The organism is Gammaproteobacteria bacterium, from assembly GCA_029884425.1.
In the GTDB taxonomy this organism is placed as follows: Bacteria; Pseudomonadota; Gammaproteobacteria; order S012-40; family S012-40; genus JAOUHV01.
Genome location: JAOUHV010000046.1, coordinates 1 through 25,517 on the forward strand (window position 1 = coordinate 1; position 25,517 = coordinate 25,517).

Here is a 25,517-nt window from a genome sequence, read left to right on the forward strand (position 1 = left end):
AGAAGTTTCCAGAGTTGTGGAGATGATTACCAAAATTGCAGAGCAAACCAATCTGCTGGCGTTAAACGCTGCCATTGAAGCCGCACGTGCAGGCGATCAGGGGCGTGGGTTTGCGGTGGTTGCTGACGAAGTTCGTAATTTGGCCAATATCACCAAAAACGCGACGATGGAAATTACCCAGGTGATGCAGGCGTTTGTGCAAGATACCGAAACGATGAATCAGCGTTCGGTACAAATGAAGCAGATTTCTACGGAATCAACCGTTGTGATTGGGAATTTTGAAGGTGACCTGAAAGGATTTTTACAATCGTCTAAGGATTCGGCTATTCGCCTGGTGCAAGCCAGAGATATTTGTTTCTCCACTCTGATGGAAATGGATCACGTTATTTATAAACAAAATGCCTATCGTTTGATTGAAGCGGGTCCCGGCTCGGATGAGTGGGAGGCTTCCAGCATTGATCATAACCACTGTCGTTTGGGCAAGTCCTATGAAGACAAGAAAGAATTGTATTCCAAGTCACATGCATTTCATGATTTGGAGCAGCCGCATGCGGAGTTTCACCAGTTGGTTATTAGCGTCATGGAATATTTGCAACGTGACGGCTGGAGTGAAGATGCCGCTGCGTTGGAAGAGATTAATCAGATCTACCGTGATATTGAAGCGGCCAGCAAACAAGTGCTGGATTATCTCGCCCGGGTGGCAAACGAAAGCATCAAGTAACGCTGTTCTTCTTTGAAATCAAGCGGAGCCTTTATTGCAAAGGCTCCGTTTTTTTACTTCAGCAGCCAGAGTCTGGAATGCGGAACGGATTCGCCGGCTTTAACTCGTTCAATGACGTTGTCCGATTTTCCATCCAGGATAACAATCTCGCCTTGCTCCGCATTGGAGGCAAAAACATGACTGGTTTTGCCTTGTGTCTGTAGGAAATCCAAAGTGCCTGTCGGTGAACCAAGATCGCATTCGTTAAGCAATACGAGTTTGGGCAGAGCGTTCATGTCGAAAGACAAAACCGTACTGGCTTTGCAGTTGGCGGTTTGTTCATCATTGCCGGAAGCCGATGTTGTTAAATACAACTTGCTTCCTTCCGGATTGAAGAAATATTTGCTGATGTAAATGTCCTGCAGGTTGATGCTGTCAGTGACTTTTTTCTCAACCACATCGTACACCGCCATCTTGGCGAACACATGGGCTGCATTGGTTTTACGATCAGCGCCACGGCCAATGATGTAGCGTCCTGAAGGTGAAACAAACAGGTTGCTATGACCTTTGAACGCAAAACGCTCCTCAATCTGGTGTGTGGCGGGATCAATGACGGCAACTGTTCCGTAGCCGTTGTTGAGATTGTAGATTTTGCCACTGATTGGCGAGTAGGCCAGACCATGAGGAAAGGAATTATTGGGTACGTCGATTTTGCCAGATTCTTCCTTGTCGGCTTCGCCCAGATTGATGGTGGCGATAACGCGCAAATAGTTGGCACTGTTGGGATCATTGTCAATGACAGACAGGGTGCCGTCTTTCAGGTTGCTGATGTAAGCCTGCTGGGGAACATTCGGTTTTTGCGCGGATGGATAGCTGAATGTTGCCTGATGATGACCGCGGCCAACACAGATCGTTGCCAGATACTTTGCCTGGCTGGAGTTGCTATTTTCGATGACGGTGACGGACGAGCCTTTGTCGCCACAGTTTAGCGTGTCATTGCCGGTTTCTTTGTCGCCGTCGTTCATCAACCAATCGCGGCCAGATTTAGGATCGGAATAAATGTGAGCGGCGAAAGCATCGGTAGGGAAAGCATTACCAAAACGCAGTTCTTTTGATTTGGGATCCAGGGTGATGACCTGGTGGGTTTCCGTGAGGCCAACAAAGATAGGCTTCAGATTTTTTTCCAGTGCGCTTTCGGCTTCAATCGGCAGGGCTTTGACATTCAGCTTGCCATGGTCACGGCTCAGGATGGCAATGGAGCCGGTTTTGCGATTGCCGGAATAATAGGCCAGCGTAAAGTTCTGTGAAGTTTGACTCATGTGTTGGTAATCCTGTGGTCAACGTCGGTTGGTTGGACAGCCGGTAAATTTTGCCTAACCCTAACATATCCTGGGCATAGGGTCATCTTCCAGTGGTGGCAAAATTCGTTGTCCGCCCAGTGGCGTTTGCAGCAATGGCGGGTGAGTTTTGGCTGAAATTTCGCCAATGATTTCGGCCATCTCGCCCAAGGGATGCATTTGCCAGCGTTTTAACAGCGCATCGGCTTGTTGAGCGGCGATCACGGCGATGACGCGGCCCTCGCAGGCCAGATGCCAGGGCTCCAGTCCCAGAATTTCACAAAAACTACGGACTTCCATACGCAGTGGAATGTGGTTTTGCTGCAGAACGATACCCAAATGGGTGGCCTGGAAAATTTCATACATGACACTGGCCAGGCCGCCGCGCGTTGGGTCACGCATAAAGCGCAGTCCGTCTAACTCGCTGAGACATTCAACCAGAGGGAATACGCTGGCACAGTCCGACTGCAACTGGCTGCTCAGGCCAAACTCTTCTCGCGCCATGAGTACGGTCGCGCCATGATCGCCAATGGGACCGCTGGCGACAATGACATCGCCGGGGCGAATGTGCTCCATGCCCAGCGATTGGGGGAGTATTTTTTCACCGATCCCGGTGGTGTTGAGATACACGCCACTGCCTTGGCCGCGGGGTACGACCTTGGTGTCACCGCACAGAATTTGTACTTGAGTTTGTTCCACCACGGCAGACAAATCGCTTAAAATCTGGCGCAAATCGGCTAATGGAAAACCTTCTTCAATGATCAGGGCAAGGGAGAGTGCGCGTGCCTTCGCGCCGGCAACGGCGAGGTCATTGACTGTGCCGTGGATGGCAAGCGAGCCGATGCTGCCCCCTGGAAAAAATAGCGGTTGCACGGTGTAGCTATCGCTGCTCATGTACAGTGGACCTGTCAGCGCAGGCAGCGGTGCTGCATCCATTTCAAGATTGGGTGGCTGACGCAAGGCGGATGCGATGACGTTTTTGATTAACGCCTGACTGTGAGTGCCACCGTTGCCCTGACTGAGGGTGATGAACTCACCGGGCGTCGTGTGCGTTAGCTTCGATGATTTGTCCAAAGGCAAGTCCGGCGTCATTGATCGGAATTTTCTTGGGATAATAGGCGCGGAATCCTGCTTGACGCAATCGGTTTATCAGCATTTCGCTTAATCGCCTGTTTTGAAACACGCCACCGCAAACACCGATCGCTCTATCGCCGTACTGTTGGCAGAACATTTGTACTTGCTGCAGCGCCATTTCCACCAGCGAGTTGTGAAATATTGCCGCACGTTGGCAGCGCATCAGTGCCTGATCTTGCAATACGGACAGCAGTGGTTCCCAATCGATGAGCCAATATCCTTGATGCAGATAAAGCGGCAATGGGACAACGTCGTTGTCATCGCAACACATGGCTTCCAGCATCATCGCTGCTTGGCTTTCATAACTGGCTTGTGAACAAATGCCGATCAATGCCGCAGCGGCATCAAATAATCTGCCCATGGAATGGCACTGTGGACAATTGATTTGTTTGTCCCAAGCCTGTTTAAGTATCACCAGTTCGGACTGTTCTTCGGAGTGAATCCAGCCAGCCTCCCACAATAATGCACGTGCGACTCGCCAGGGTTCACGACTGGCAGCATCTGCGCCCGGTAAACGAAACGGGCGTAGCGAAGCTATACGTTGCCACTGACCCGGTTGACCAACGAAGGTTTCGCTGCCCCACAATGTGCCATCTTCACCCAGTCCCAGCCCATCCCAACTAAAGATCAGCCAGTTTTTTTCGTGATGAAATTCGCCAGCAATGGCGCTGGCATGGGCGTGATGATGAAATACCTTCTGCTGCGGTAATGAAAAATGTTGCAGCAGCGTTTGATAGCCATAGCGGGGATGGGCATCGACGATGATTTTTTTAAATTGAATGTCGTGTAGGCGAGCCAGCTCATCAATGCTTTGATGCAGGGCTTCGATCGTGGCATAGCTATCCAGGTCACCAATGTGTTGGGACAATATGATGTGGTGACGATTCGCGAGGGCAAAGTTATTTTTTTGATGTGCTCCCAGTGCCAGCGTGGGTGTTGACACGCAGTGCTCAAGTGACAGATAGCCTGGACTGCTGCCCCGACCTAATCGTATCGGTCGTGGCTGCTGATCAATGCTCTGATAAACACTGTCATCGACGCGGTGCAGGATGGATAAATCATGGTGCAGAAAGCCATCAGCGATATTGCCGAATTGCTGTTCTACGTCGGTGCTGTCGATACAGCTTGGATTGTCAGTGATATTTGCCGAGGTCACAACCAGCGGTTGCTGAAGTTCACGGAGCAACAAATGATGCAGCGCGGTGGTTGGACGCATAACGCCAAGCGTATGCAGCCCTGGAGCGATACTCATCGGCAGGGTGGAGGAATCACTGCGTGCTGCTAACACGATGGGGGATGCGGCTGACCTGATTAATGCCGTATCTTCGGCGGTTAATGCCACTTGATTTTGTTGTTCGATGTCCAGCATAACCGCGAATGGTTTATGCGGTCTGTTTTTTTTCTGTCGAAGTCGCGCAATGCTGGCAGCCGCGCTGGCAAGGCATAATAGTTGGTAGGAACCCTGAGCTTTGATCGCCAGAATTTCTCCACGACGGAGTGTATCAACCGCCGCCTGCAGTGAGGCTGCGTTTCCTGATATTGCTTGATGTGAGTCGCTGTAGCGCAATGTGGGGCCACATGCCTCACAGCCAATGCCTTGAAAATGATATCTGCGATCGTTGATATCGTGGTATTCGATCTGGCATTTTTCACACAAAATAAATTTATGCAGTGAGGTGTTGCTACGATCTTGCGGCATTTTTTCCAAAATGCTGAAGCGGGGACCACAAGCGGTACAGCTGAGAAAAGGATAGCCATGACGCCGATTGGTGCCGTCATTCAACTCTTTGATGCAATCCGGACAGATGGCGCGATCGACAGTGATAAAAATTTCGCCGGGATGGTTGGGGGCGCTGTCGAGAATATCAAAACCGGTAAGTTTGGTGTGATCCAGTTCAGTAATGTCAGTGATGTGCACATCATCATATTGATTTAACATCTGCTGCAAGTCTGATGCAAAATCGCTGAGCTGCTGATCATTACCTTGCAGCAGCAGTTCCACGGAATGAACGGTGTTTTTTACCCAGCCCGCGAGTTGATGGCGTTTCGCCAATCTTGCCAGCGATGGCCGAAAACCGATTCCCTGACATTGCCCCGTCAGCTCATACCGTTGTGTGCGAAGCGTCATGAGATTGCTCGATGATGACGCACACCATTACGCCACCACAGCTGACATGCACCTTCATCAGAAACCATGCATGGCCCAATAGGGTTGGTAGGGGTACAGCCACGACCATACAATCGGCATTGGTCTGGATAGATTTTCCCCAAGACCACGTGATGACATTCGCAGCCTTTGGGCATGTCGTCATTGATGGATTCCAGCGACATGAACTGGCGAGCATCACGATGTTGATGTTGAGGCGCAAGCTGGTAACCGGAGTCCTTGATTTTGCCAATGCCGCGCCAGACCGAATCTTCCGCTGAAAAGTGGGTTTGCATCAGTTGCTGTGCAAATGCATTACCCGAGGATGTTGTCACGCCTTGATAACAGTTGCTCAAACGATAGTCGCCGTGCTGTATTTGTTGCAAAACATCATTGCAGGCGCGAATAAAACTGTGAATTTCAAATCCGGCGATAGCGCACGGCAACTTCTGTTGTTGTGCCAAAAACTGCCATTCGTCGATGCCGGTTATGACCGAAGTGTGGCCTGGAATAATGACGGCTTGAAAATAGGCTTTCTCATGTTGCAGCAGATGACGAACGATGGGGGAGGTTCTGCGGCCACTGAGAAGGAAAAAAAAATTGTCAGGCAACGGTTGTGACAATAGTGCGGCAATGGGCGCCATAGTGGTTTCAAAACCGGCAGCAAAGAAAATTATTTTTTTGGATGCGTGTTGTTGGGCAAGTGTAATAACCTCCATGGGGGAGGTGATAAATTGGACATCCGCGCCAAGTTCGCGTGCTTTTAGCAATGTTTTTGGCAGATGCTTGTTGCTGTTGATGGGGACGCGCAGCATGTCACCAAAGCAGACTACACGCATTCCTGGTTGTAAGCTGAGGGCGATTGCCGTGGCGATATCTTGTTCAGGGCAGACGCAAACCGGGCAGCCTGGACCGGCTATAAGTTCGATGTTGGCGGGTAACAGAGGTCGAAGTGCCGCCTGATTGATGGTTCGTTCGTGACCGCCACAGACATGAATAATTTTGACGTGCTGGTCCGCGGGTAGGGTGGTCTGCAATTGGTGCAGCAGAGATTTTATGTCAATGGGCGTTGACTTTGGCATGTCACGAGACAATGATGGGCAACTAATTTTTGCAGTCTATTATAGATCAGGTGACCCTGTCATGTTTGTGTTACATCCTACCTTAAAGCGCGACTGTTTTGTTGTTGGTCATTTTCCGCTTAGCGTGCTGTTACTAATGAACGACTCCAGTTTTCCCTGGTTTATTTTGGTTCCCGCGCGTGACAGCGTAACTGAAATTTACCAATTGAATCGGGAAGATCGTTTACAGTTGATGGAGGAGTCGTATCAGTTGAGCTTGGCCATGCAAACCTGCTTTCAGCCGGACAAATTGAACATTGCAGCGATAGGCAATATGGTGCCACAACTTCATATGCACCATGTCGCAAGATATAAAAACGATACGTGCTGGCCCAAACCCGTTTGGGGAAATTCGTCTGCCAAGCCTTACAGTGACTCGGAGTATGAGTTTTTGTTGGCCAGATTTTTACCGAAAGTACAGCAACTCGAGGGTTTTAACCTGGAAGGTTAGTTTGGATATTGTAATTTGACCATTTTGCTCGGATAAATTCTCGCATCCAACGGACTGGATTTATCAGGGCGTGTCAGTAAAATAGGCGGCTGAATACATATCCCTATATGTAGTGATGGATAGCAACGGATGTAGGCATGGCGAGCACAGCAAGAGATTATTTAAAACAGATTTTGGATAAGGATGTCGCCGATTACTACGCCAGTATTGGTTTGGGGGATGATGCAACGCTGTCTGAGGCGGATCGCCATACCCTGACGCTGGAGCAACTGCGTGAAGGGCGTATCGCCGCTGTTGATGCCGAGCTGGAGTTGGTGGTGGCCAATATTGAAGCCGCTCCGCCTGTCGATGCCGTCAAACCATTTGAATCCCGCCCCACTTCTTCGCCCCGTACGCCAGTAACTCAACCCACCAGTTCATCTTCGCCGGCGACAACTGCTGATTCGATTTCTGATCAAGAGCACATGTTGCCGCCCACCGTGTCCAAATTGCCCTTGGTGGCCGGGGTCATGCTGCTCGTGGTGGCGGTGGCCGGTTATCTGTTTTGGTCCACGCAGGGAGAGCAAATCTCTGCGCAGGGGCAGCTCGCGGTTACCAGCAATCAGGAAGCGTTGGCCATGGCGCGACAGGATGCTGCGAATGTGGTTCCGGCCGAAACAGCGAGCAGCAAGGATCAGTCGTCAGCGGTTGTCGAAAAGCAACAACTCGAGGCGACAGTTGCTAGCAAATTGGAACAGGCTCGCCGTGAGCAAGAAGCGGCACTGAAGGCCGAGGCATTGCGCAAGGCTCAAGAAGAGAAAGCGGCTCAGGCCAAGCGCCTAGAAGATGCGCGCAAGGCTGAGGAGGCTAGAAAGTTGGCTGAAGCCAGCCGAGCAGAGGCATTGCGCAAAGCTCAGGAAGAGAAAGCGGCGCAGGCGGCGCGCCTGGAAGAAGCGCGGAAGGCTGAGGAAGCCAGGAAGTTGGCCGAGGCCAAGCGAGCAGAGGCGATTCGCAAAGCTCAGGAAGCGAAGTTGGCCGCAGAAGCCAAGCGGGCGGAACAGGTCAAAAAAGCCGAGGAAGCCAAACGGATTGAGGAAGCACGGAAAGCTGAGGCGGTTCGCGTGGAGCAGGCTCGAAAGGCTGAGGAAGCCAGAAAAGTGGCCGAAGCCAAACAAGCCGAGGAAGCGCGCAAAGCAGCTGATGCCAAGCGGGCGGAGGCTGCACAAAAAAGCGCGGCAGTTCCTTCCTCCCCAGCGGCATCAGCCATTGTGCTGCCCGATTTGAAAGGTATGTCGCTGACCCCGGCGGCTATGCCGTCAATGGGGATGTTGATTACCCATTCTGATTTGCTGGATTTTGCGGATGGATTCAGTTTGGCGTTTGAGGTTGGGGATCAGCGTGCTCTGCGTACTTATTTTTCTGAAAAACTGCTGGCGGGAGATTCGCGCCTGAATAAATTGGAAAACTTGCTGTCGGAATCTCTGCAACCTGGCAGTGTCAGGAAACTTCGATTCAGCAATATCCAATGGGATATCGGTACAGGGAACGCATCCGGCAAAGGTGTTTTCCAGATCAGCGTAAAAAAGGGTGCGCAAGTCAAGAAGGCTTCTGGCAGAGTTAATATGCAATTGAGCGGCAAGGACGGACGTCTGGTGATCACTCAATTTGATTACAGCGGAAGTTAGTCAGCGTATGTCGCGATATTTGACTGGCGCTGTAAGAGGATTGTGGTTGGTTCTGTGTGCGACGCAGGTGGCTTGTGTTAGCACGGTGGAATACGAAAAGCGCATTTGGGATCAGGCAAATGCGGCGCAGCAGGAAAAAAATTATCGTACTGCATTTTCCTTTTATCAACAGGCGGCTGAACTGGGTGTCGTCGAAGCCCAGTACAATGTCGCGCAAATGTATCAGCAAGGTGTGGGGGTTGAACCAAATGTGGAAATGGCGCGCTGGTGGTATAGCCAGGCGGCAGAGGCGCGTTTGCCCCAGGCCCAATATCAGTTAGCAAAACTGTATCAGCAAGATGCTTCACCAAAATCTCAGGGTGTTGCCTGGACGTGGTTGCAGCGGGCTGCCGAGTCCGGTGATGCACAGGCGCAACTTGAAGTCGCACAGGCATATCACGCGGGCATCCTAACAGAAAAAGATTTAGTGGCAGCCCAAAAATGGTATTTGCGGGCAGCAGAACAAAATATTTCTGAAGCACAATTCCAGGCAGCGACCATGCTGGAACCCGATACGGGTATGGCAGCGGGAACCAAAGCCAATCGGTTGTTTCGATCGGCGGCCAAGGAAGGGCATTTGTTAGCGAAGGCTAAATTGGGAATTTACGAGATTTCCCAGGCGGAAACCGATGATGTTTCTGAAGCGTTTGAATTGTTAAAACAGGCAGCGGTGGAAGGGCATGCGGAGTCACAATACCAGTTGTCACTGCTGTACCTGCGCGGCAGAGGCGTGGAGCGTAATTTGGCGTATGCGTCGCATTGGTTGAAACAAGCTGCTGAGCAAGGCTGGCGAGAGGCGCAATACGATTTGGGCGTGCATTACATGCGTGGTGTAGGCGTTACCCAAAATCCAGTACGCGCCTACGAGTGGTTTGAGAAAGCCGCGGCACAAGATCACTCCGCCGCCAAAGGATTTTTGGCAACATTGTCATCCAGTTTGATCTTTGCTGTTGTTGCTAATAACGAAGAAGAGCAGTTGAATCGACTGCTGACGAATGGCGCAGATGTGAACGTGGTCGGTGACGCAGGATTTACACCGCTGCATTACGCGGTGAATGCACAGCATGCCTCGATGGTGCGCACATTGTTGGCGCGTGGAGCGAAAATCAATACGAAGAGTGATGATGGTTTTACTCCCCTGTTTATCGCTGTGACACGAGCCAATATGGAAATTGCCGGGATTCTGATTTCCAATGGGGCAGATGTGAATATTCGTGACAACAAGGGGGTTGCTGTATTGGATTATGCGATGTCAGGTGGTTCAGAGGTGTTGGTTCGTTTGCTGGCGGCCAATGGTGCCAGAAGCAATCAATACAGTGAAAATTAGAGCGTCCAGCTATACGCGACGGTGGCGGCGCTTTCCTGAATAGTCAATTCATGGGTTTTGCCATTCAGAGTGTAGTATGAATGGCTTAACAACAACGACCAGTTATTCCACTTTGATTCAAGCAACAGATTTAGTGATGGCTGGAATGCCACTCCACGCGGGGTTTGAATATCAGCCTCCAGCAACGTACCGTCGGCGTTCAGTGCGACCTTGCCTTTGTAATTCACCATGCTTAAGCCAGGGGCGATGCCTGCTTTAAAGTATCGTGTTTGAAAGCGATTGCCATACAAGTAAAACAATACGGGGCCAGCGTAGGCGTAATAGCCAGACAAGTGCTCTGATAGAACCTGATTCTGCTGATCTGTTTCGCTGCCATCAAGCTGGTAGGTGCTGGCGGTTGCGGTAAGCTGAGAGCCAAAATTGCTGTTATCCAGGAAATAAGCTCGGGAGTTTAGGCGAAAAAAATATGACGCCGTGGTCTGGGCTTGTAAATCTCCATGGGCACCGTTGTTGTGCTGTTTGATGTTGAAGCTGACTTGTTTCAGGGATGAGCCGACGAACAGTTCACTGTGGCGATGACGGTAATTGATGTTGCCGGTAATTAACTGCAGCGGCCGAGCTGAATCGGTGAAACTATCTTCGGCGGCATGCGCGGAGAAATTCATACCGAAAAACAACGCGCTGCCAACGAAGCAGAGGGTGCTGGGTAATGCTCGGTATGCGGCAGTTTTCATGGGCAGCTGGCTGTTTGGCAAAATTCCGAATCAGCGCCATTATAACGCATGGAACGAATAAAATAACGAAGATGTTTATATCGCCTACTGTGGGGCTTGGTTATGATCTGGTGTGACGAAACATTGGCGGAAAAAAGCCGTATAAATACGTATAAAATGTTGACGTCATAGGGATGATTCGATTAGATTTCAGCTACCAAAATCACGGATGTGATGATTCCAATGACAGCTAACAGTGCTACGCCATCAACCGCTGATCAGGGTAACCTCTCAGGCAAGTCTGGTGAGACTACTCGCTCTACACTCGTTTTGTCGTATCAGGCGCAGCTTATCCGTTTTTTAGCATTGGAATCGATCAGTCTGGATTCGGACGATAAACTGCGCAAGCAAATTGCCCGTTTGTTAGGCAAGACTCTGCAGTCTCTAAAAGACGACAGAAAACGGGACATAGCCGAGTCGCAATTGCAGGAATCAGACAAACTGATTCAGCAGTGGGAACGGGATTTTGAGCTTAGGCGCAAAGCATTGGTCGACAAGTCCGAAAATATGATTTCGCTGGCGGAGCGCAGCTTCTTGAGTTTGCAACCGACCAAAGTGAAAAATCTATCCAGTGATGACTTGGCGAATCACATTCGCGACTTGATCACACAAGCACGTGACATGCTCGATTCTGGAAATGCAGCGTCAGCAATGAGTTTGGCAAGAGAAGCGGTTGATGCACTGGTAGGCGACCGGCAGCGACTGTTGAAGCAAAAATCGAGTCATTTGTTTTCCGAAGAAGTTCGGCAAAGCATTGTTGATGTGCTGTCCTCTCCGTCAGTTCGCGTACATCATCGTGCGTTCGAGCTGGATGATATTCGTGGCCTTTCCGCGACGGCTGCAAAGCAGGGCGTCGCTGTGATTAAGATCGCAGTTGTTGCCCGTGCCGCAGAGTTGGCATCCATTCTGACGACTTTGTCAGGCAACAATGCTGCAGCACCACTGAGTGCTGATGGGTTGCGATCGCAATCGGGTTTGAATCTGTTTCGCATCAGTATTCACCAAAAGTGTACCTTGTACGTTGCTGCAATTCCGATGGAAAAAGTTTCATCACAACTCAATTCAGAGAATTTGTTTTCCTTCGATACCGCTGAGGTTTTGGACCAGTTTGGAATTGGTCTGATTTATGTTGATGATATTAATGCAGTCAATCAAATGGAAAAATCTGCCATTGCGATGATGTTGCTGCGTTTTTCAGAAACGGCGATGCGCGTCACACGGAATAGAATTGGCCTTCGCGAAGAGCTGATTTCGCTGATTAAGGCAGTATAGTTTTTACTTAAGGAGTAATGTAAATGGCCAAAAACTTGGGACAGGTTCTGTCTGGATTCATGAATATTTCTGGCGTTTCCGCTGTGGCGGTGGTCGGTCGTGATGGATTTGTTATTCAGAGTACGGCGACAGCCAATGTTGACATGGATGCACTGGGTGCGATGGTAGCAACGGCCATTGGTACGGCAGAAAGCCTGGGGCGTGAATTCGGTATCGGTGATCTTGAACAATATTTGCTTGAATTCAAGCAAGGTAAAATCATTATGGCTGCGGCCAAAAATGACATTTTGGCGATCAAGACAGACACAACTGCGGTGATTGGCGCTATTCGCTATGCCGTTCGCAAGCACATTGATGAAGTTGTTGCTGCTCTTTAAACTGGCGTTGGGTAAGTAAATTAAGTAATGAGACAGCATTACAAGCTTGAAAAATTAGTTCGCATTAAAGGCGTTAATAGTGCGGTGCTGGCGACAAAAGATGGATTTTTGATTGATTACGCCAGTCGCGTGGCAGTCGATGCTGAAGGTTTGGCGTCGGTTGCTGCGATATCCGCTCAATCTCAGGGCACAATAGTCCGGTTTGCGCATTCGCATTTTTTGCAAAAGGTTATGCCAGGCAAAGAGATGGCTCTGCTGATCCGCAAGGAGCATACTTCCGGTGATCAGCTGGGACGAGATTGGCCGTTTGTGTTTCTGTTTTATTTGCAGGATAAGACGGTGGCGCTGGTATGTCATAGCAGAGTTGATTTGAAGCAAATGTTTCGTCAAATAATCATTGTGCTTGATTCGCTCGGGCTGCGAGGTTCAGGGCTTGCCTACGCGTAGGAATCAGGTTGATAGCAGGGAGTAGTTTGTGGGGCAGACCGATCATTTATTTCGCTGTATTGCACAGCTGATTAATTATCATGAAGAAGATTGGAATATTCTTCATGCCGAATCAAGCAAAATTGCAGGCTGGACCGAGGATATTGTTAAGGAATTTTACGATACGCTGTATGGCATGGATGAAGTTCGCGAGATTTTTTTTGATGGCGAACGGCCCAAGTTGGAAAATACGCTTAGACACTGGATTGTCAGTATCGTAAGCGGTCCGAAAACTCAGCTGTATTGGAATCACCAGTGGTACATTGCGCTGTTGCATGTCAAACGCGGCGTAAAGAATCTGTACATGCTTGGAATAATGAATCGGGTCCAGCAGTTATTTTTGGCAAAGTGTGTGGCCAATTACGAAGATAAGGAAAAAGCATTCCGAGTATTTAACGCGTTTTTGCGGATTTCTGGTGCGGTGTCAGCATTGATCGCGGAATGTTACGACGATGTACAGTCAACGAGCACAATCAATGGATTGAGTCGGGTTGGTATGAATCCCGCGTTGATTGACCGAATCAAGTCGCTGCAGATAGATAAAATGATTCAGGAAATAGAACGCGAAGGCCACTGATTCGCGCCGGTTGCGCTGCACCTCTCTTTTTCTTTTCGTGGGGGAAAGGGAGGGCTTTAATGGGGAGGCTTGGATGTTCCCGCTGCCAACGTCCCTTCGTGATGCTCTCTGATCCATGACGCGATTGGGTCTAGCATCCCTTCCACTGAGATCGTCATCGGTACCTGCTGAATGCCGATGTTCTGCAAATTTACCCCAAGTCGGGTAACATCAAAATCTTTCATGTAGGGCAAAAGATCAATTTTGCTGATGGCAACTAAGTCCGCACAACGAAATATTGTTGGATATTTGCAGGGTTTGTCGTCGCCTTCGGTGACGGATATCAGCACAATGTTGAAATTCTGGCCTAAATCATAGTCTGCGGGACAGACTAAATTCCCCACATTCTCGATAAATACAACATCCAATTCTGTTAGTGGCAATTGCTTGATGGCAGCACTGATCATGTGTGCGTTTAAATGGCATGCATGGCCGGTAGTGATTTGTATTACTGGCGCGAGCGTAGTTCGTATACGTTTTGCGTCATTGTCTGTCTGTAAGTCGCCGACAATGACACCGCAGTGTAATGGTGCCAGTTGCGGTATCAAATTCCGTAATAGCTCTGTTTTTCCAGAGCCAGGGGCTGACATGATGTTGATTACAGTGAGTCGATGAGTGTGGAAAAATTTTCGATTTTTCTCGGCCTGCAGTCGATTTTCGGCAAGCAATGAATGAGACAGTTCTATGTGATGTTCTTTGCTGAGAGCGCAACCACAGTCAGTACACATTTTATGCGTAGTCCATTCCACTAATCATCATTTCATTTCCACTCAATACGTGGCCAACATGACCACATTGCGGGCAGCGAAGATCGTTTATTTTAGCCTCCGCATCCATTTGACAATGAGGGCAATGAATCATGAGTGGTGATTGCTCGATGTCCAATTCTGTCTCGCTAAAGCGGGACTCTTTTGGGGAGTGCTCGAATGCAAATTGTAACAGGGGGATGTCAACCGCCGCCAGTGCGCCAATTTTCAATGAAATACGAGAGACTTTACGAGCGCGGACTTGTTCAGCAATGTGGCTGGCTTGGTCGAGCAAACTTTTACACAAAGATAGCTCATGCATTTTTTGCCTCGTTAATCAGCGCGAGGTTATATTGGGCTTGTTCAGGATCAATTTTTTCGATGGCAAAGCCAATGTGTACCAGCAAGAAGTCGCCAACGGTGAGTGGCTGATTCTTAACCAAATATATATTGACTTGACGTTGGACTTCCCCAGCAGAGCATAGGGCGGTGTCGCCGTTGATTTGTAAAATCTGCATGGGGATCGCTAGGCACATCGGTGGAGTATAACGCAAAACTCGGCAGGTGAATAATTGACCTTGTGCGGGTGTTGGGTGCACACTGACGTATCGAATATACGGGATTTATGATCGAGATGCGAGTTGGTGAATCTGGCTATTTTCCCCGTGGTCAATTGCAGGACCTGCTAACCGTGCTGTCCCTGCAGGGATATGATTGCATAGGCCCGACCCTGAATGATGGTGCGGTGGTTTATCGTCCGGTCACCCATGTCGATCAGTTTCCCCTGGGGATATTTGATGTTCAGGCAGCGGGTGAATACCGCTATGAACAGTCATCGGCATCGGCCAGACAATTTTCCTGGGCCAATGGTGCGCAGTGTTTGAAACCGCTGGTTTTCAAGCCTAGAGAAGTTTTATGGCAATCAATACGCACTGATTCGGCACTTAGTTTTGACAGTGTCTTGTCGAATGTGCGGCCAACGGCAGTTATCGGGGTGCGTGCTTGTGATTTGGCGGCACTTGCGCTGTCTGACGCGCATTTTTTGCACGGTGAGGTTTGCGACCAGCATTACAAAGAACGTCGTGAAAAATTATTGTTAATTGCAGTGAATTGTACACACCCTTCAGCCAATTGTTTTTGTGCCTCAACCGGGGATGGGCCAACGGTTGTGAAAGGGGCTGATCTTGTCCTTGATGAGTTGGATGAGGGGTTTGCAGTTTCTGTGTTCAGCCAAATCGGTGAACAGTTGATCGAGAAGCTGACTGTTGACTCACTAACGTCAGATCAACATCAATCTATCAGTATGCAACGCGCATCAGCAGTTACTGCGCAGTCACGATCTGTTCCATTCATGAAAGGGAAATTGTCTGCGCTCGCGGCTCATACAAAGTGGCAGGAGATTGCACAGCAGTGCCTGAGTTGTGGTAATTGTACCGCTGTGTGTCCTAGCTGTTTTTGTCATTCACAAACATCGCAAGTCTCACTGGATTTGGAGCATGTTGAGCAAAGCCGGCAATGGGATTCTTGTTTTAATACGGATCACAGTTATATTCATGGTTTTGTGGTGCGAGCAGAAACGTCGCATCGCTATCGCCAGTGGCTAACCCACAAATTTGATTATTGGCATGAGCAATATGGTCGCTCAGGGTGTACAGGATGCGGTCGGTGCATTACCTGGTGTCCCGTAGGGATTGATGTCACGAAATTGCTCAACGAATTTTCCGAGATTGCTCATGAGTAGTTGGCCGCTGGTTGTTCCCGCCGAAGTGGAAATTGTCGATCGAATCCAGGAGGCACCTAATATATTCACCTGGTCGTTGCGTTTTACCGACAGCAAAATCAATGCAGATTATCGCTGCATGCCCGGCCAATTCAATATGCTGTACATGCATGGCGTTGGTGAAATTCCCATTTCCATTGTTGGTCAGGATGAAGATCGCGCCACAATTACCCATACCATCCAAGCCGTAGGACGAGTGACCGATGCTATGGCCAAGTTGGGAGTGGGCGATCGATTGGGTTTGCGTGGACCGTTTGGTCGCGGTTGGCCGCTACGCGAATCACATGGCCGGGATTTGGTGATTGTGACGGGTGGTTTGGGATGTGCACCTGTGGTGGCGGTGATTCATCATGCGATGGCGAATCGCCAGCAGTATGGTCGAATTGTCATTATGCAGGGCGTGAAGCACGCCAATGATTTGTTGTGGCGAAAAAGTTACGAACAGTGGGCGATGCTGCCTGATGTTCAGGTGTTGTTGGCTGCCGATGTTGCTGTACCGGGATGGTCCTGGGCAACGGGACGTTTGACAGCATTGCTTGATCAAGCACGCTTTGATCAAAAAAATTGCATGGTGATGATGTGCGGTCCCGAGGCAATGATGGGCATCATGGCTGAACAGTTAATCGATCAAGGTGTAGACAGTAGTGAAATCTGGCTAAGTATGGAAAGAAGCATGAACTGCGCGATTGGTCATTGCGGGCATTGCCAATTGGGACCACATTTTATTTGCAAAGACGGTCCGGTTTATCCCTATCCAGAAATTTGTGATCATTTAGCGGTGCGGGGAATTTGATATGCAGCAAAAGCCTCGTTTAGCCGTGCATAAGTTTTCTTCCTGCGACGGCTGTCAACTGGCCATATTGAATATGGGTGACAAGTTAATTCAGTTGGCGAAGTTGGTGGATATTGTGCATTTTGTTGAAGCGGGCGTGGTCAATGAAAATGCGATGGCAGATATTGCATTGGTCGAAGGAAGTATCTCTACTGCTCATGATTTGCAGCGTATTCAGCGTGTTCGTGAAAACAGCAAAATGCTGGTTAGTATCGGTGCCTGTGCGACTTCTGGAGGTTTGCAGGCACTGCGAAATATTTATGACGACGGCCAATGGCTCGGTGAATTATACGCCAGCCCGCAATACATCGACTCATTGAAAACCAGTGCAGCAATTAACGAATCGGTCAAAGTGGATTTTGAACTTTGGGGATGTCCTATCAGCAGTGACCAAATAATTGCTTTGGTTGCGGGCGTTCTGCATGGTGCTCGACCACGGCAAGATAAACAAAATGTCTGCATGGAATGTAAGCGCCAGCAGAATAACTGTGTGATGGTTGCGATGAAAATCCCCTGCATGGGAGCGGTAACACACAATGGCTGTGGCGCACTTTGTCCATCTTTTGGTCGGGATTGTTATGGATGTTATGGGCCCGCCGAACACATCAATACCGATGCACTTTCCCAGCGGTTCGCTGGCTTGGGCTTGACGAACCTGCAGCGGCGCCATCGTTTTCACTTGATACACAGTCATTCAGCTGATTTTAGACAGGCAGGTGAGAGGGCAGACCATGATTGAAAAGCACATAGAAATTCATGTGCCCGCACTGGCTAGAGTCGAGGGTGAAGGTGCACTGACCTTGCTGATCAAGGATGAACAGATTACAGATCTTAAATTTAGTATCTACGAACCACCACGATTTTTTGAGAAGTTTTTAGTTGGTCGTAGTGCCGATGAAGTCATCGATGTTGTGGCCAGAATTTGTGGTATTTGTCCGGTGGCGTATCAGATGTCGGCGGTCAATGCTCTTGAGGCAATTGCCAGCATTAAGCCCGATCAGCAGATAGTGCAATTGCGACAGGTTATGTATGCTGGCGAATGGATTCAAAGTCATGGATTGCATATTTTTCTGTTGGCAGCACCGGATTATTTTGGTTGCAATAGCGTCGTTGAATTGTCAGCCAAATACCCGGATCACGTGCGGCGTGGTTTGTTTATACAAAATGTCGGTAATCAGTTGATTAAATTGTTCGGTGGGCGATCCGTGCATCCTGTTGGTGTTCGCATCGGTGGTTTTTATTCCATGCCGGATCAAAACAAAATACAGGAAATGCTTTCTTTGCTCCAACAAGGACTGGATGAGGCCGAGGCTATGCTTACTTGGTTGTGTAGTTTTGATTTGCCGGATGATCAGCAATCGTTTGTTAGTGTTGCCATGGGTGGGGATGAATATCCGCTGTATGTTGGTAGCAGTATTATCAGCAACGCCGGCCATGGCTTCGCCATCGATCAATTTGAAAATCATATCGAAGAGTTTCAAGTACCGCATTCCACCGCATTTCACGCGCTGCTGGATGGCAAGCCCTATCTTGTGGGGCCGCTGGCACGGATGAATTTGCATCACGATAAACTACCTGCTGAATTGCAACAATTGATGCGGCGACACGGTCTGAGTTTCCCCAGTGCCAATATGTTTCACAGCACGATTGCCCGTGCGATTGAAATAATTTATGCCATGCTGACGGCAAAGAAAGCCCTGCAAAATTTGGAGTCTCATGCATCACTTGTTGCGACTACGCTTTCTGCTGGAACTGGTTTTGGCTGTACCGAGGCTCCACGGGGATTGTTGTGGCAACGTTACACGACAGGCAATGACGGTCATATTGTTAATGCTCGCATTGTTCCTCCCACCAGTCAAAATCAGGCTCGCATTGAGGAAGATTTGCGTTTGTCGCTGACCCGGTTTGGGTTGGATCAATCCGAGGATGCGTTACGCCTTCATGGCGAAAAAGTAATTCGCAATTACGACCCCTGTATTTCCTGCGCAACCCATTTCCTCGATTTAAAGATTCAACGCACATGAGTTTGTCTGCGCCGATTCATGTGCTGGGAGTGGGTTCCATTTATGGTAATGATACTTTCGGCTGGAAATTAATTGATGAATTGGCAAAGCGTGACTCGGGTTATGTGCTGCACAAATTGATTAATCCCATGGTGGAATTGATTCCGGCCATTCGTGGTGCAGGTGCGGTAATCGTGGTGGATTTTTTGTCTGGCGCGGAAGATGAGATTTATTTTGATCATTATTCACGCTGGCAACCCAAGGGTGAGCGTTTTTCAAGCCACGGATTGGGAATTGTTGAGTCATTACAGGTGGCGCATCATCTGGGTGTCTTGCCGGAGGATTGTTTTGTTTATGCGGCTGCTTGGGATGGGCTGAATATCGAGGAACAGTGTGAAAGTTTTTTGAACAGGCTGGACGCTGGCGTGGTTGGATCACGATCTGTCGCGCTATAATGCCGAACTTATAAAAACAACAACGGGGTGGAGCATGTCAAATTCGATTTGGATGGCTATTGTTGGCGTGGTGGTGTTGTCTATCCTCTACAAGGTGATTCGCACCAAGCAACAACATGCGGCGGCAATGAACGTGATTTTCGCGAAATATACGTTTGAAAAATTGTCAGAAGAAAAAAGGAATCTGGTTCGCGAGGTTGCCAAGGATCTTGTTTTGTCGTCGACCAGCAAACGACGTGGCTATGTGAATGAAGTTGAGCGCTTTGGCTGGTTTGCACTGGCGATGAATGAACTGGGTATCGCTTCAATGGTGCCGGAAAACCCCCTATGGAACAAAGTCAAAAATCCCTATACAGCGATCAAACCGGGCAACAAATTGTTTTCGGCGATTTGTGGTGTACTGAAATCTGAGTATGGCATTGATATCGAAATTAGTCGTTCAATGAATACGCTAAGTAAAGCTGCACAAGAAAAATCCACCGAGCCGAGTGCTTAACGGTGAACGTTCCTTCGTATCAAACGCTGGATGCGATTGCGGACACCTATACGCCGATATTATTTGTTGTGGCATTGTTGATCATCGGTCGTGAGTTAGGCCAGCGTCAGTGGAAAGCCGCTTTGGTATTGACGGGACAACTTCTACTCGCTGCGTTGGTCGCCTATGGTTTGATGGCCTTGGACAATGTGTTCGCTATCTGGCCTGCAGTGGGGCTGGATTACAGTACGCACACTGCGGTTGCATTGCTGTTGGTGTTGTTCATCTGTTTTAATTTTCGCCGGCTGATTTGGCTTTGGTCGTTGTCGCTGCTGCTGTACGGCGGATTGATGTTTTATCAGCAGTACCACACGTTGGCAGACATGGTGTGTACTGCCTTGGTGGTTGCGCCAGCGTATTTGTTTTTGTTTAGGCTGTTTGGGTTTGATCAGCGACGAAAACCAATAAAGTCATAAGCTGCATGGCCGGGTAATACATTGACATTGAATTGTCCGCACCATACAACTGCATCACATGCCCAGATGTTGGCCATGATTCTTCCCGGTGTCGAAGGCAGCGGGCCACTGGCATTGTTGACACTGTGCACCAGTGAGCCATCAACGTACCAGTTGATGCGGTCGCTACGCCATTCAAACGCATAGGTATGAAAATCTGCGGCAGCATCAAAGCCCAAATTTATGCTCACAGGGTGTTCGACACCGTTGACCCAATAATTGACCTGCATTTTGTTGGTGTCCTGACCGAGAAATTCGATGTCGATTTCGTCATGCGGATTGCCGTCACTGGGGCCAGTGTAAGTGAAAAATGAACTGACCACGCCTGCGCCACTGGCGGCCTTCATGCGCACTTCGTAATAGCCGTATCCATAGAAATCATTCGTGCGATATTCCGCCCCAGCGTAATTTGTACTGCTGCACGAGGTGTTTTCCAAATTGAGAATCATCTGGCCGTTGGCAAAGCCAACCTGGGATGAGCACCAGCCGTTTAGAAACGGGGCGCCGTTGCTCCAGCCATCGGATATTGTCCAATAGCCGGCATCATGGCTATCCATGGTTTGGGTAAGGGTGAAACCTGGAGGAAGTTTGGGGTTATTGTGATCGCTGCAAGCACTGGATGCGATGATGAGACAGAAGGATAGAGTAATTGATAAATATTTCATGGGCCACAGTCCGGCGATTGATTGCTATATCGTCTGGTGAGGCTTTTTCTTTTGTTGAGAGGCAATAAAAAAAGGACGCTGTTGCGTCCCTTTTTTTTGCACGTTTGATTGCGCTTAACGTTTCCAGCCGCTGACCATGATGAACGGGCTGGGCGGTGCCATCTGTTCGGATTTGACGTCGACGAAACCAACTTCACGCAAAATGGCTTCCATTTCTGCGGTGGAATAGGATGAGCCAGACACGGTGTTGATGACTTGATTGACGCCGATCAGGGCAGCCAATTGCGGACCTTTTTTGTCGGCCCACAGCAATTGCTCCTGAATCATGATGACGCCGTTTTTATTCATCGAGTCGTAACATTTCTTCAACAACTTTTTGATGTTTTCTGGCGATTCTTGATTGGTCATCGACGATAGCAGCATGGCGTCGTTGCCTGTGCCCAAACTGTCGGTGTTGTAATCGCCGGGCAATAATTTTACGCGTTGTTGCATGTCGAACATGTCGACGATTTCTTTGGCGATTTTTAAATTCTGTTCGCGGTCCATGGCAATCGCGTTCAGGCCAGGATATTTTTCGCAGAATTTCACCGCAAAGGTGGCAGGGCCGCAGCCCACGTCCATCAGTTGTTTTTTTCCAGACAGATCAAACATGGTGGTTAACACATCGGCTTGGGACAGCGCGCGGTTGTGCATGCCCATCATGTAGTTGCGGGTTTCTTGGTCGGAATATTCCTGATGCATTAACGCAGACGGTTTGCCGGTTTTGACCGTGTTGTACAGGCCGCCCCAGGCTTCGTACCAGTTTTCAAACATGTAAACGATGCCGCCCTGATAAAACTTGCTGGATTGGGCGAGGAAGGTTTGGCTGAACTGGTTGTTGAAAAATACGTCGCCATCGCGGTCAAGAAAATCCATGGATACCAGCGCGCTGAGCAGGGCGCCCAGGCAGCGGCGGTCTGATTGGGTTTCACGGGTCAGGGTGTCGAGATCTTTGCGTTTGCCGCCATCCAGCAGATTGAAAATGTCCAAGCGGTTGGCAGCGTGCAGCGCGCAGGATTGCCAGTAGCCAGAAGCGATTTGCATGACGCGCATCGGGTCCATGCCTTCGGGCAAATCCCAGCCACCGTTGCCACTGCTTTTCTTATCCCATGAATCAGACATTAATGTTCTCCAAATTCCTTGTAAAACCAAATGATAAGCGGCAAATATTGAATGAACTGGCAGGATTTGTCCAGTGAGGCAGTGGTATTGAGGGGAGATTAAACAAAAAAGCCGCACTGGTGTGGTGCGGCTTGTTGATCGTTGAAAAAACGACTATTTCTGCGCTTTGATGAACTGGATGTCCAGGGTCTGCATGTAGGTTTGCAGGCCCGCGTCCTGGATCGGCAGCACGATGGCGTTTTCGCCGGACTCGTTATGATGCGAATGCCACCAGCCGGGTGGGGTAACGAATACCGAACCGGCTGTCCACATGGCCTTGATCGGGTTGATGATGTGGCCGTTTTCGTCGATGTCCTTGCCGATCAGGGTGTAGGTGTTCTCACCGGCGGTGACGCAGAAGTCCAGCGCGACTGAGTTGTGACGGTGCGGCAGCTGGGTGGCACCAGCGGGCAGGATGTTATACAGCGACCACAGCGTGTGGGTCATGGTTTTGGTCAGCGGGCAGGCAGGATTGGTCAGCAAAACGCCAATACGGTTGCGCTGCAGGGCGTCCGGGCTGTCGTATTCGGCCATGAGACGGGCCTGGATGTCTTCGTGTTGGAACAATACTGGCTGGAATTGCTGTTCGCCGGGTTTAACACCCAGGTAGGCCAGCAGTGGCGCGTCAGTTACCCAGTAGATGGCAGCATCGCTGCTGGCGGCATGCAGTGCGCCTTCATTGGTGGGAATGACGAACAGATCGCCTTCTTTCCAGGCCGTGGTGCCCCAAGGAGTTTGGGTCGTGCCGGTGCCGCGAATGACGTAGAACATTTCAGAGGTACACGCAGCCGAGGTTTTCAGGCTGTCGCCAGCGCAGATACGTAGGAAATTGCCCATCAAATTGGGTGTGGTGGCCGGGTATTCGGTTTGCAGGCCAGCGGACAAATCCATAGGAATAATGCGGGTTGGGCCGCTCTGATGCAGGCTGGCATCGAAGGCTTTGACATCAATTTTGGGCATTTTGGGGTTGGCTGCAGACAGGTATTCGTTAAATTGCGCGGCAGCGGCCCATTGGGCGTTATTAAAGTCGGCGGTTGTTTTTTGTACAGACGAATTTGGCATGAGAACCTCATTGTTAACACAGGCTGTCCCTGTGACAAATGCACAGTGGGGTTTAGGGCGCGCGATTCTAGCAAAAGCGGCAGGCGGCTACAATTTGTTCATTGGACAGATCCCCGGAAACAGACAATCTCAATTTTGGCAACGCCGAGCCGATGTATGGAGACAACCTTTTCGGGAGGGGGTATGGACGCTAAAACAGTACAGGTTTTCGTCACTGCCGTGGATCAGGTGCTATCCACGCTGGGTGGGGTGCATGTGGTTTTCAAAGGGCAGGTGGCGAAGCATCGTGGCACGCCGCTGGGCGATGTGACGGGGGTGATCGATATGTCGACCTCGTTGCAGGCGGGATCAATGGCGCTGAGTTTTAGCAAACCATTGGCACTGGCGATGAGCGAAAAGGTATTGATGCACTCGGCGAAAAAAATCGATGCCGAAGTGCAAAATCTGGTGGGCGAAGTAACCAACATGGTGTGCGGTGGCGCGAAACATCCGTTACACGAAGCCGGCATCGACATTGGTTTTGCATCTCCGGTGGTGCTGACGGGGCGACGCAAAAAAGTGCCACACACCAATCAACGCGAAGCAACGGTATTGACCCTGGAAACGAGCGAAGGGCCGCTGTACGTTGAGCTCAGTCTGGATTATCAACTGGCCGCGTAATTAACCTTAAGTCTATGTTGAAATTACAAATTATTGTGCTAGTATCTCTATGTTTAACATCGACTACGAACAGAGGGAATTGTCTAGCGTGAAACTTGTGACGAGCAAATATAACTTTTTGATGGTGCGTTCGCTTGTCGTATTGTTGGCGCTGTTCTGTGCTTTCCCTCTGCATGCCAAAGATCCTGCGGTGTTGTACACCGGCATGGATTACGTCAGCCTGGAATACGGCCAACTCCCCACTGAAGAAGACGCGCTGCTGACTATCGGCGGTAATGTCAACGTCGCGCCAGTGACCAATGTGGTTGTTGAAGCCGGTTTTGGTGATCCCGAAAACGAAAGCGGTTTGCGCATGCGCGGTAGCGTGTTGTTGCAACTGCAACCGATCAAACGGTTTGGTGTGTCGCCTTATCTGCTGGGCGGAATGTCGCAAATGGAATTGGGTGCCCAACAGTGTGTGGATAGTGAGGCCTCCTGCCAGCCTGTCGGTATTCGCACTGTAGGATTGAATTACGGTATTGGTATCGGCATGGATGTGTTGCGTGACCGTTCGCTGAATCTATCCTGGTCGCGCTACAACGGCAGCGAAGATGTGCAACTGAACATGCTCAGCATGGGTGTTTCGTTCCGTTAAATCGTTTATGCGGGTTGCGGCCGATGCGCCATCATGTTGACCCGCTGTCTTTTTGATCCCCAGTTTCCCGGTTGAGCATCGAAGTGGCCCGCACAGGCGGTGCCGCAGTTGCTGCAGTGTCCTTTCGCATCCAGTTTCCAGGTTGATAACACGTATCCATCTCGCCCGATAATCATCGTACCGCAGTGATGGCAGTAGGTGCTCTGGCCGTGCTGATCATGAACGTTGCCGGTATAGGCATAGCGAACACCATTTGACAGCGCAATCTGGCGCGCCCGGAACAAAGTCGTCGCAGGTGTGGATGGCAGATCGCGCATTTTCCAGTCGGGATGAAACGCAGTGAAGTGCATGGGCGTATCGGCTCCTAGATGTTCCACCACCCACTGAGTCATCTGCTGCAGCTCGGCATCGGAATCATTGAGGCCGGGAATGAGCAGGGTGGTTAATTCCAGCCACACCTGGGTGTGGTGTTTCAGATATTGCAAGGTTTCCAGCACGGGTTGCAGATGCCCGCCAGTAAGTTTGTAGTAAAACGCTTCGTTGAAACCCTTGAGATCGACATTGGCTGCGTCCATCACCGCATAAAATTCGGCGCGCGGTTCCTCGCAAACATAACCGGCAGTAACGGCGACGTTTTTGATGCCCAGCTTGCGACACTCTTTGGCGACATCAATGGCGTATTCGTGAAAGACGACCGGATCATTGTAGGTGTACGCCACGCTCTTGCAATGGTTGCTGGCCGCAGCCTGGGCGATAGCGGCGGGGAAGGCTTCGTCGGTGAGAGAATGCATTTCTCTGGATTTGCTGATATCCCAGTTTTGGCAAAACTTACAGGCCAGATTGCAGCCGGCTGTGCCAAAGGAAAAAATCGGCGTGCCGGGATAAAAATGGTTGAGCGGTTTTTTTTCTACCGGGTCAATGCAAAATCCGCTGGAGCGTCCGTAGCTGGTCAGCACAATTTGCTCATTCTGATTGGCACGAACAAAACACAGCCCGGCTTGGCCCTCGTGCAGCTTGCAGGCGCGGGGGCAGAGGTCACACTGCAGG

Annotated in this window: 29 protein-coding genes and 1 pseudogene; 18 read left to right on the forward strand and 12 right to left on the reverse strand. The window is 49.9% G+C overall.

The window, feature by feature from the left end; genetic code table 11:
* Together OEW58_11230 and OEW58_11235 are read left to right on the forward strand one after the other, a co-directional pair.
* Positions 1 to 187: pseudogene (locus tag OEW58_11230) on the forward strand (methyl-accepting chemotaxis protein).
* A 186-nt stretch (positions 188 to 373) separates the two neighbouring features.
* The gene (locus OEW58_11235) at positions 374 to 721 is read left to right on the forward strand and encodes a CZB domain-containing protein (protein ID MDH5301923.1); all 348 of its coding nucleotides are present in this window, start codon (positions 374 to 376) and stop codon (positions 719 to 721) included.
* Positions 722 to 774: 53 nt separating this feature from the next.
* Here the strand turns inward: OEW58_11235 and OEW58_11240 are convergent, their stop codons facing one another.
* Genes OEW58_11240 through hypD form a run of 4 tightly spaced genes read right to left on the reverse strand, consistent with a single transcriptional unit; the run spans position 775 to position 6,399 of the window.
* A complete protein-coding gene (locus OEW58_11240) occupies positions 775 to 2,019 on the reverse strand; it encodes a hypothetical protein (protein ID MDH5301924.1) in 1,245 nt (414 codons plus the stop codon).
* Between the two features lie 60 nt (positions 2,020 to 2,079).
* Positions 2,080 to 3,111: a hydrogenase expression/formation protein HypE gene (gene hypE, locus OEW58_11245; GenBank protein MDH5301925.1), complete on the reverse strand. Its 1,032-nt coding sequence runs from the start codon at positions 3,109 to 3,111 to the stop codon at positions 2,080 to 2,082.
* Entirely contained in the window at positions 3,071 to 5,299 is a 2,229-nt protein-coding gene (gene hypF / locus OEW58_11250; protein ID MDH5301926.1) for a carbamoyltransferase HypF, read from the reverse strand. The genes hypE and hypF overlap by 41 nt, the downstream gene beginning before the upstream one ends.
* Entirely contained in the window at positions 5,296 to 6,399 is a 1,104-nt protein-coding gene (gene hypD, locus OEW58_11255) for a hydrogenase formation protein HypD (GenBank protein MDH5301927.1), read from the reverse strand. The genes hypF and hypD overlap by 4 nt, the downstream gene beginning before the upstream one ends.
* 61 nt (positions 6,400 to 6,460) lie before the next feature.
* Between hypD and OEW58_11260 the strand changes: the two genes are divergently transcribed.
* From OEW58_11260 to OEW58_11270, 3 genes are all read left to right on the forward strand, one after another.
* Positions 6,461 to 6,889, forward strand: a complete 429-nt coding sequence (locus OEW58_11260; GenBank protein ID MDH5301928.1) for an HIT domain-containing protein — start codon at positions 6,461 to 6,463, stop codon at positions 6,887 to 6,889.
* 137 nt (positions 6,890 to 7,026) lie between these two features.
* Positions 7,027 to 8,553: a hypothetical protein gene (locus OEW58_11265; protein MDH5301929.1), complete on the forward strand. Its 1,527-nt coding sequence runs from the start codon at positions 7,027 to 7,029 to the stop codon at positions 8,551 to 8,553.
* A 7-nt stretch (positions 8,554 to 8,560) separates the two neighbouring features.
* Positions 8,561 to 9,919, forward strand: coding sequence for an ankyrin repeat domain-containing protein (locus tag OEW58_11270; GenBank protein ID MDH5301930.1), 1,359 nt, complete (start codon positions 8,561 to 8,563; stop codon positions 9,917 to 9,919).
* Here OEW58_11270 and OEW58_11275 read toward each other — a convergent pair.
* Positions 9,916 to 10,653, reverse strand: coding sequence for a hypothetical protein (locus OEW58_11275; protein MDH5301931.1), 738 nt, complete (start codon positions 10,651 to 10,653; stop codon positions 9,916 to 9,918). The genes OEW58_11270 and OEW58_11275 overlap by 4 nt on opposite strands.
* Before the next feature lie 222 nt (positions 10,654 to 10,875).
* On the opposite strand from OEW58_11275, the gene OEW58_11280 reads away from it, so the two are divergent.
* The 4 genes from OEW58_11280 to OEW58_11295 are packed head-to-tail and all read left to right on the forward strand — an operon-like array spanning position 10,876 to position 13,404.
* Positions 10,876 to 11,964 carry a hypothetical protein gene (locus OEW58_11280; GenBank protein MDH5301932.1) on the forward strand — a complete coding sequence of 363 codons (1,089 nt, stop codon included), beginning with the start codon at positions 10,876 to 10,878 and terminating at the stop codon, positions 11,962 to 11,964.
* 23 nt (positions 11,965 to 11,987) lie between these two features.
* Positions 11,988 to 12,341, forward strand: coding sequence for a roadblock/LC7 domain-containing protein (locus OEW58_11285; GenBank protein MDH5301933.1), 354 nt, complete (start codon positions 11,988 to 11,990; stop codon positions 12,339 to 12,341).
* A 27-nt stretch (positions 12,342 to 12,368) separates the two neighbouring features.
* Positions 12,369 to 12,788, forward strand: coding sequence for a roadblock/LC7 domain-containing protein (locus tag OEW58_11290; GenBank protein MDH5301934.1), 420 nt, complete (start codon positions 12,369 to 12,371; stop codon positions 12,786 to 12,788).
* 28 nt (positions 12,789 to 12,816) lie between these two features.
* Complete coding sequence (locus tag OEW58_11295; GenBank protein ID MDH5301935.1) at positions 12,817 to 13,404, forward strand: protoglobin domain-containing protein; 588 nt, start codon at positions 12,817 to 12,819, stop codon at positions 13,402 to 13,404.
* A 56-nt stretch (positions 13,405 to 13,460) separates the two neighbouring features.
* Here OEW58_11295 and hypB read toward each other — a convergent pair whose 3' ends face one another.
* From hypB to OEW58_11310, 3 genes are read right to left on the reverse strand one after another with little or no spacing between them, the layout of a single operon-like run.
* Positions 13,461 to 14,192 (reverse strand): hydrogenase nickel incorporation protein HypB, encoded by a 732-nt coding sequence (gene hypB / locus OEW58_11300; GenBank protein ID MDH5301936.1) that lies wholly within the window; start codon positions 14,190 to 14,192, stop codon positions 13,461 to 13,463.
* Entirely contained in the window at positions 14,173 to 14,511 is a 339-nt protein-coding gene (locus tag OEW58_11305) for a hydrogenase maturation nickel metallochaperone HypA (GenBank protein ID MDH5301937.1), read from the reverse strand. Before OEW58_11305 ends, hypB begins: the two co-directional genes overlap by 20 nt.
* Entirely contained in the window at positions 14,504 to 14,725 is a 222-nt protein-coding gene (locus tag OEW58_11310) for a HypC/HybG/HupF family hydrogenase formation chaperone (GenBank protein ID MDH5301938.1), read from the reverse strand. The genes OEW58_11305 and OEW58_11310 overlap by 8 nt, the downstream gene beginning before the upstream one ends.
* A 155-nt stretch (positions 14,726 to 14,880) precedes the next feature.
* Here OEW58_11310 and OEW58_11315 point away from each other — a divergent pair, with 155 nt between their 5' ends.
* Genes OEW58_11315 through OEW58_11345 form a run of 7 tightly spaced genes read left to right on the forward strand, consistent with a single transcriptional unit; the run spans position 14,881 to position 20,210 of the window.
* Entirely contained in the window at positions 14,881 to 15,930 is a 1,050-nt protein-coding gene (locus tag OEW58_11315; protein ID MDH5301939.1) for a 4Fe-4S dicluster domain-containing protein, read from the forward strand.
* On the forward strand, positions 15,923 to 16,762 hold the full coding sequence (locus OEW58_11320; GenBank protein ID MDH5301940.1) for an FAD/NAD(P)-binding protein: 840 nt from the start codon (positions 15,923 to 15,925) through the stop codon (positions 16,760 to 16,762). Before OEW58_11315 ends, OEW58_11320 begins: the two co-directional genes overlap by 8 nt.
* A gap of 1 nt (position 16,763) precedes the next feature.
* Positions 16,764 to 17,540, forward strand: coding sequence for a sulfhydrogenase subunit delta (locus tag OEW58_11325; protein MDH5301941.1), 777 nt, complete (start codon positions 16,764 to 16,766; stop codon positions 17,538 to 17,540).
* Positions 17,533 to 18,825 carry a Ni/Fe hydrogenase subunit alpha gene (locus OEW58_11330; GenBank protein MDH5301942.1) on the forward strand — a complete coding sequence of 431 codons (1,293 nt, stop codon included), beginning with the start codon at positions 17,533 to 17,535 and terminating at the stop codon, positions 18,823 to 18,825. Before OEW58_11325 ends, OEW58_11330 begins: the two co-directional genes overlap by 8 nt.
* Complete coding sequence (locus OEW58_11335) at positions 18,822 to 19,259, forward strand: hypothetical protein (protein MDH5301943.1); 438 nt, start codon at positions 18,822 to 18,824, stop codon at positions 19,257 to 19,259. The genes OEW58_11330 and OEW58_11335 overlap by 4 nt, the downstream gene beginning before the upstream one ends.
* A gap of 34 nt (positions 19,260 to 19,293) precedes the next feature.
* The gene (locus OEW58_11340; GenBank protein MDH5301944.1) at positions 19,294 to 19,755 is read left to right on the forward strand and encodes a hypothetical protein; all 462 of its coding nucleotides are present in this window, start codon (positions 19,294 to 19,296) and stop codon (positions 19,753 to 19,755) included.
* A gap of 2 nt (positions 19,756 to 19,757) precedes the next feature.
* A complete protein-coding gene (locus OEW58_11345; GenBank protein MDH5301945.1) occupies positions 19,758 to 20,210 on the forward strand; it encodes a hypothetical protein in 453 nt (150 codons plus the stop codon).
* On the opposite strand, the gene OEW58_11350 is transcribed toward OEW58_11345, so the two are convergent.
* From OEW58_11350 to OEW58_11360, 3 genes are all read right to left on the reverse strand, one after another.
* Positions 20,183 to 20,914, reverse strand: a complete 732-nt coding sequence (locus OEW58_11350) for a glycoside hydrolase family 16 protein (GenBank protein MDH5301946.1) — start codon at positions 20,912 to 20,914, stop codon at positions 20,183 to 20,185. The two genes, OEW58_11345 and OEW58_11350, sit on opposite strands and share 28 nt — an antisense overlap.
* A gap of 114 nt (positions 20,915 to 21,028) precedes the next feature.
* On the reverse strand, positions 21,029 to 22,075 hold the full coding sequence (locus OEW58_11355; protein ID MDH5301947.1) for an acetylserotonin O-methyltransferase: 1,047 nt from the start codon (positions 22,073 to 22,075) through the stop codon (positions 21,029 to 21,031).
* 153 nt (positions 22,076 to 22,228) lie between these two features.
* Positions 22,229 to 23,176, reverse strand: coding sequence for a hypothetical protein (locus tag OEW58_11360; GenBank protein ID MDH5301948.1), 948 nt, complete (start codon positions 23,174 to 23,176; stop codon positions 22,229 to 22,231).
* Between the two features lie 183 nt (positions 23,177 to 23,359).
* Between OEW58_11360 and OEW58_11365 the strand changes: the two genes are divergently transcribed.
* Together OEW58_11365 and OEW58_11370 are read left to right on the forward strand one after the other, a co-directional pair.
* Entirely contained in the window at positions 23,360 to 23,836 is a 477-nt protein-coding gene (locus tag OEW58_11365) for a chemotaxis protein CheX (protein ID MDH5301949.1), read from the forward strand.
* A gap of 88 nt (positions 23,837 to 23,924) precedes the next feature.
* Positions 23,925 to 24,470: a porin family protein gene (locus tag OEW58_11370; protein MDH5301950.1), complete on the forward strand. Its 546-nt coding sequence runs from the start codon at positions 23,925 to 23,927 to the stop codon at positions 24,468 to 24,470.
* A 5-nt stretch (positions 24,471 to 24,475) separates the two neighbouring features.
* On the opposite strand, the gene amrS is transcribed toward OEW58_11370, so the two are convergent.
* Positions 24,476 to 25,516 (reverse strand): AmmeMemoRadiSam system radical SAM enzyme, encoded by a 1,041-nt coding sequence (amrS, locus tag OEW58_11375; GenBank protein MDH5301951.1) that lies wholly within the window; start codon positions 25,514 to 25,516, stop codon positions 24,476 to 24,478.
* Position 25,517 lies beyond the last annotated feature (1 nt).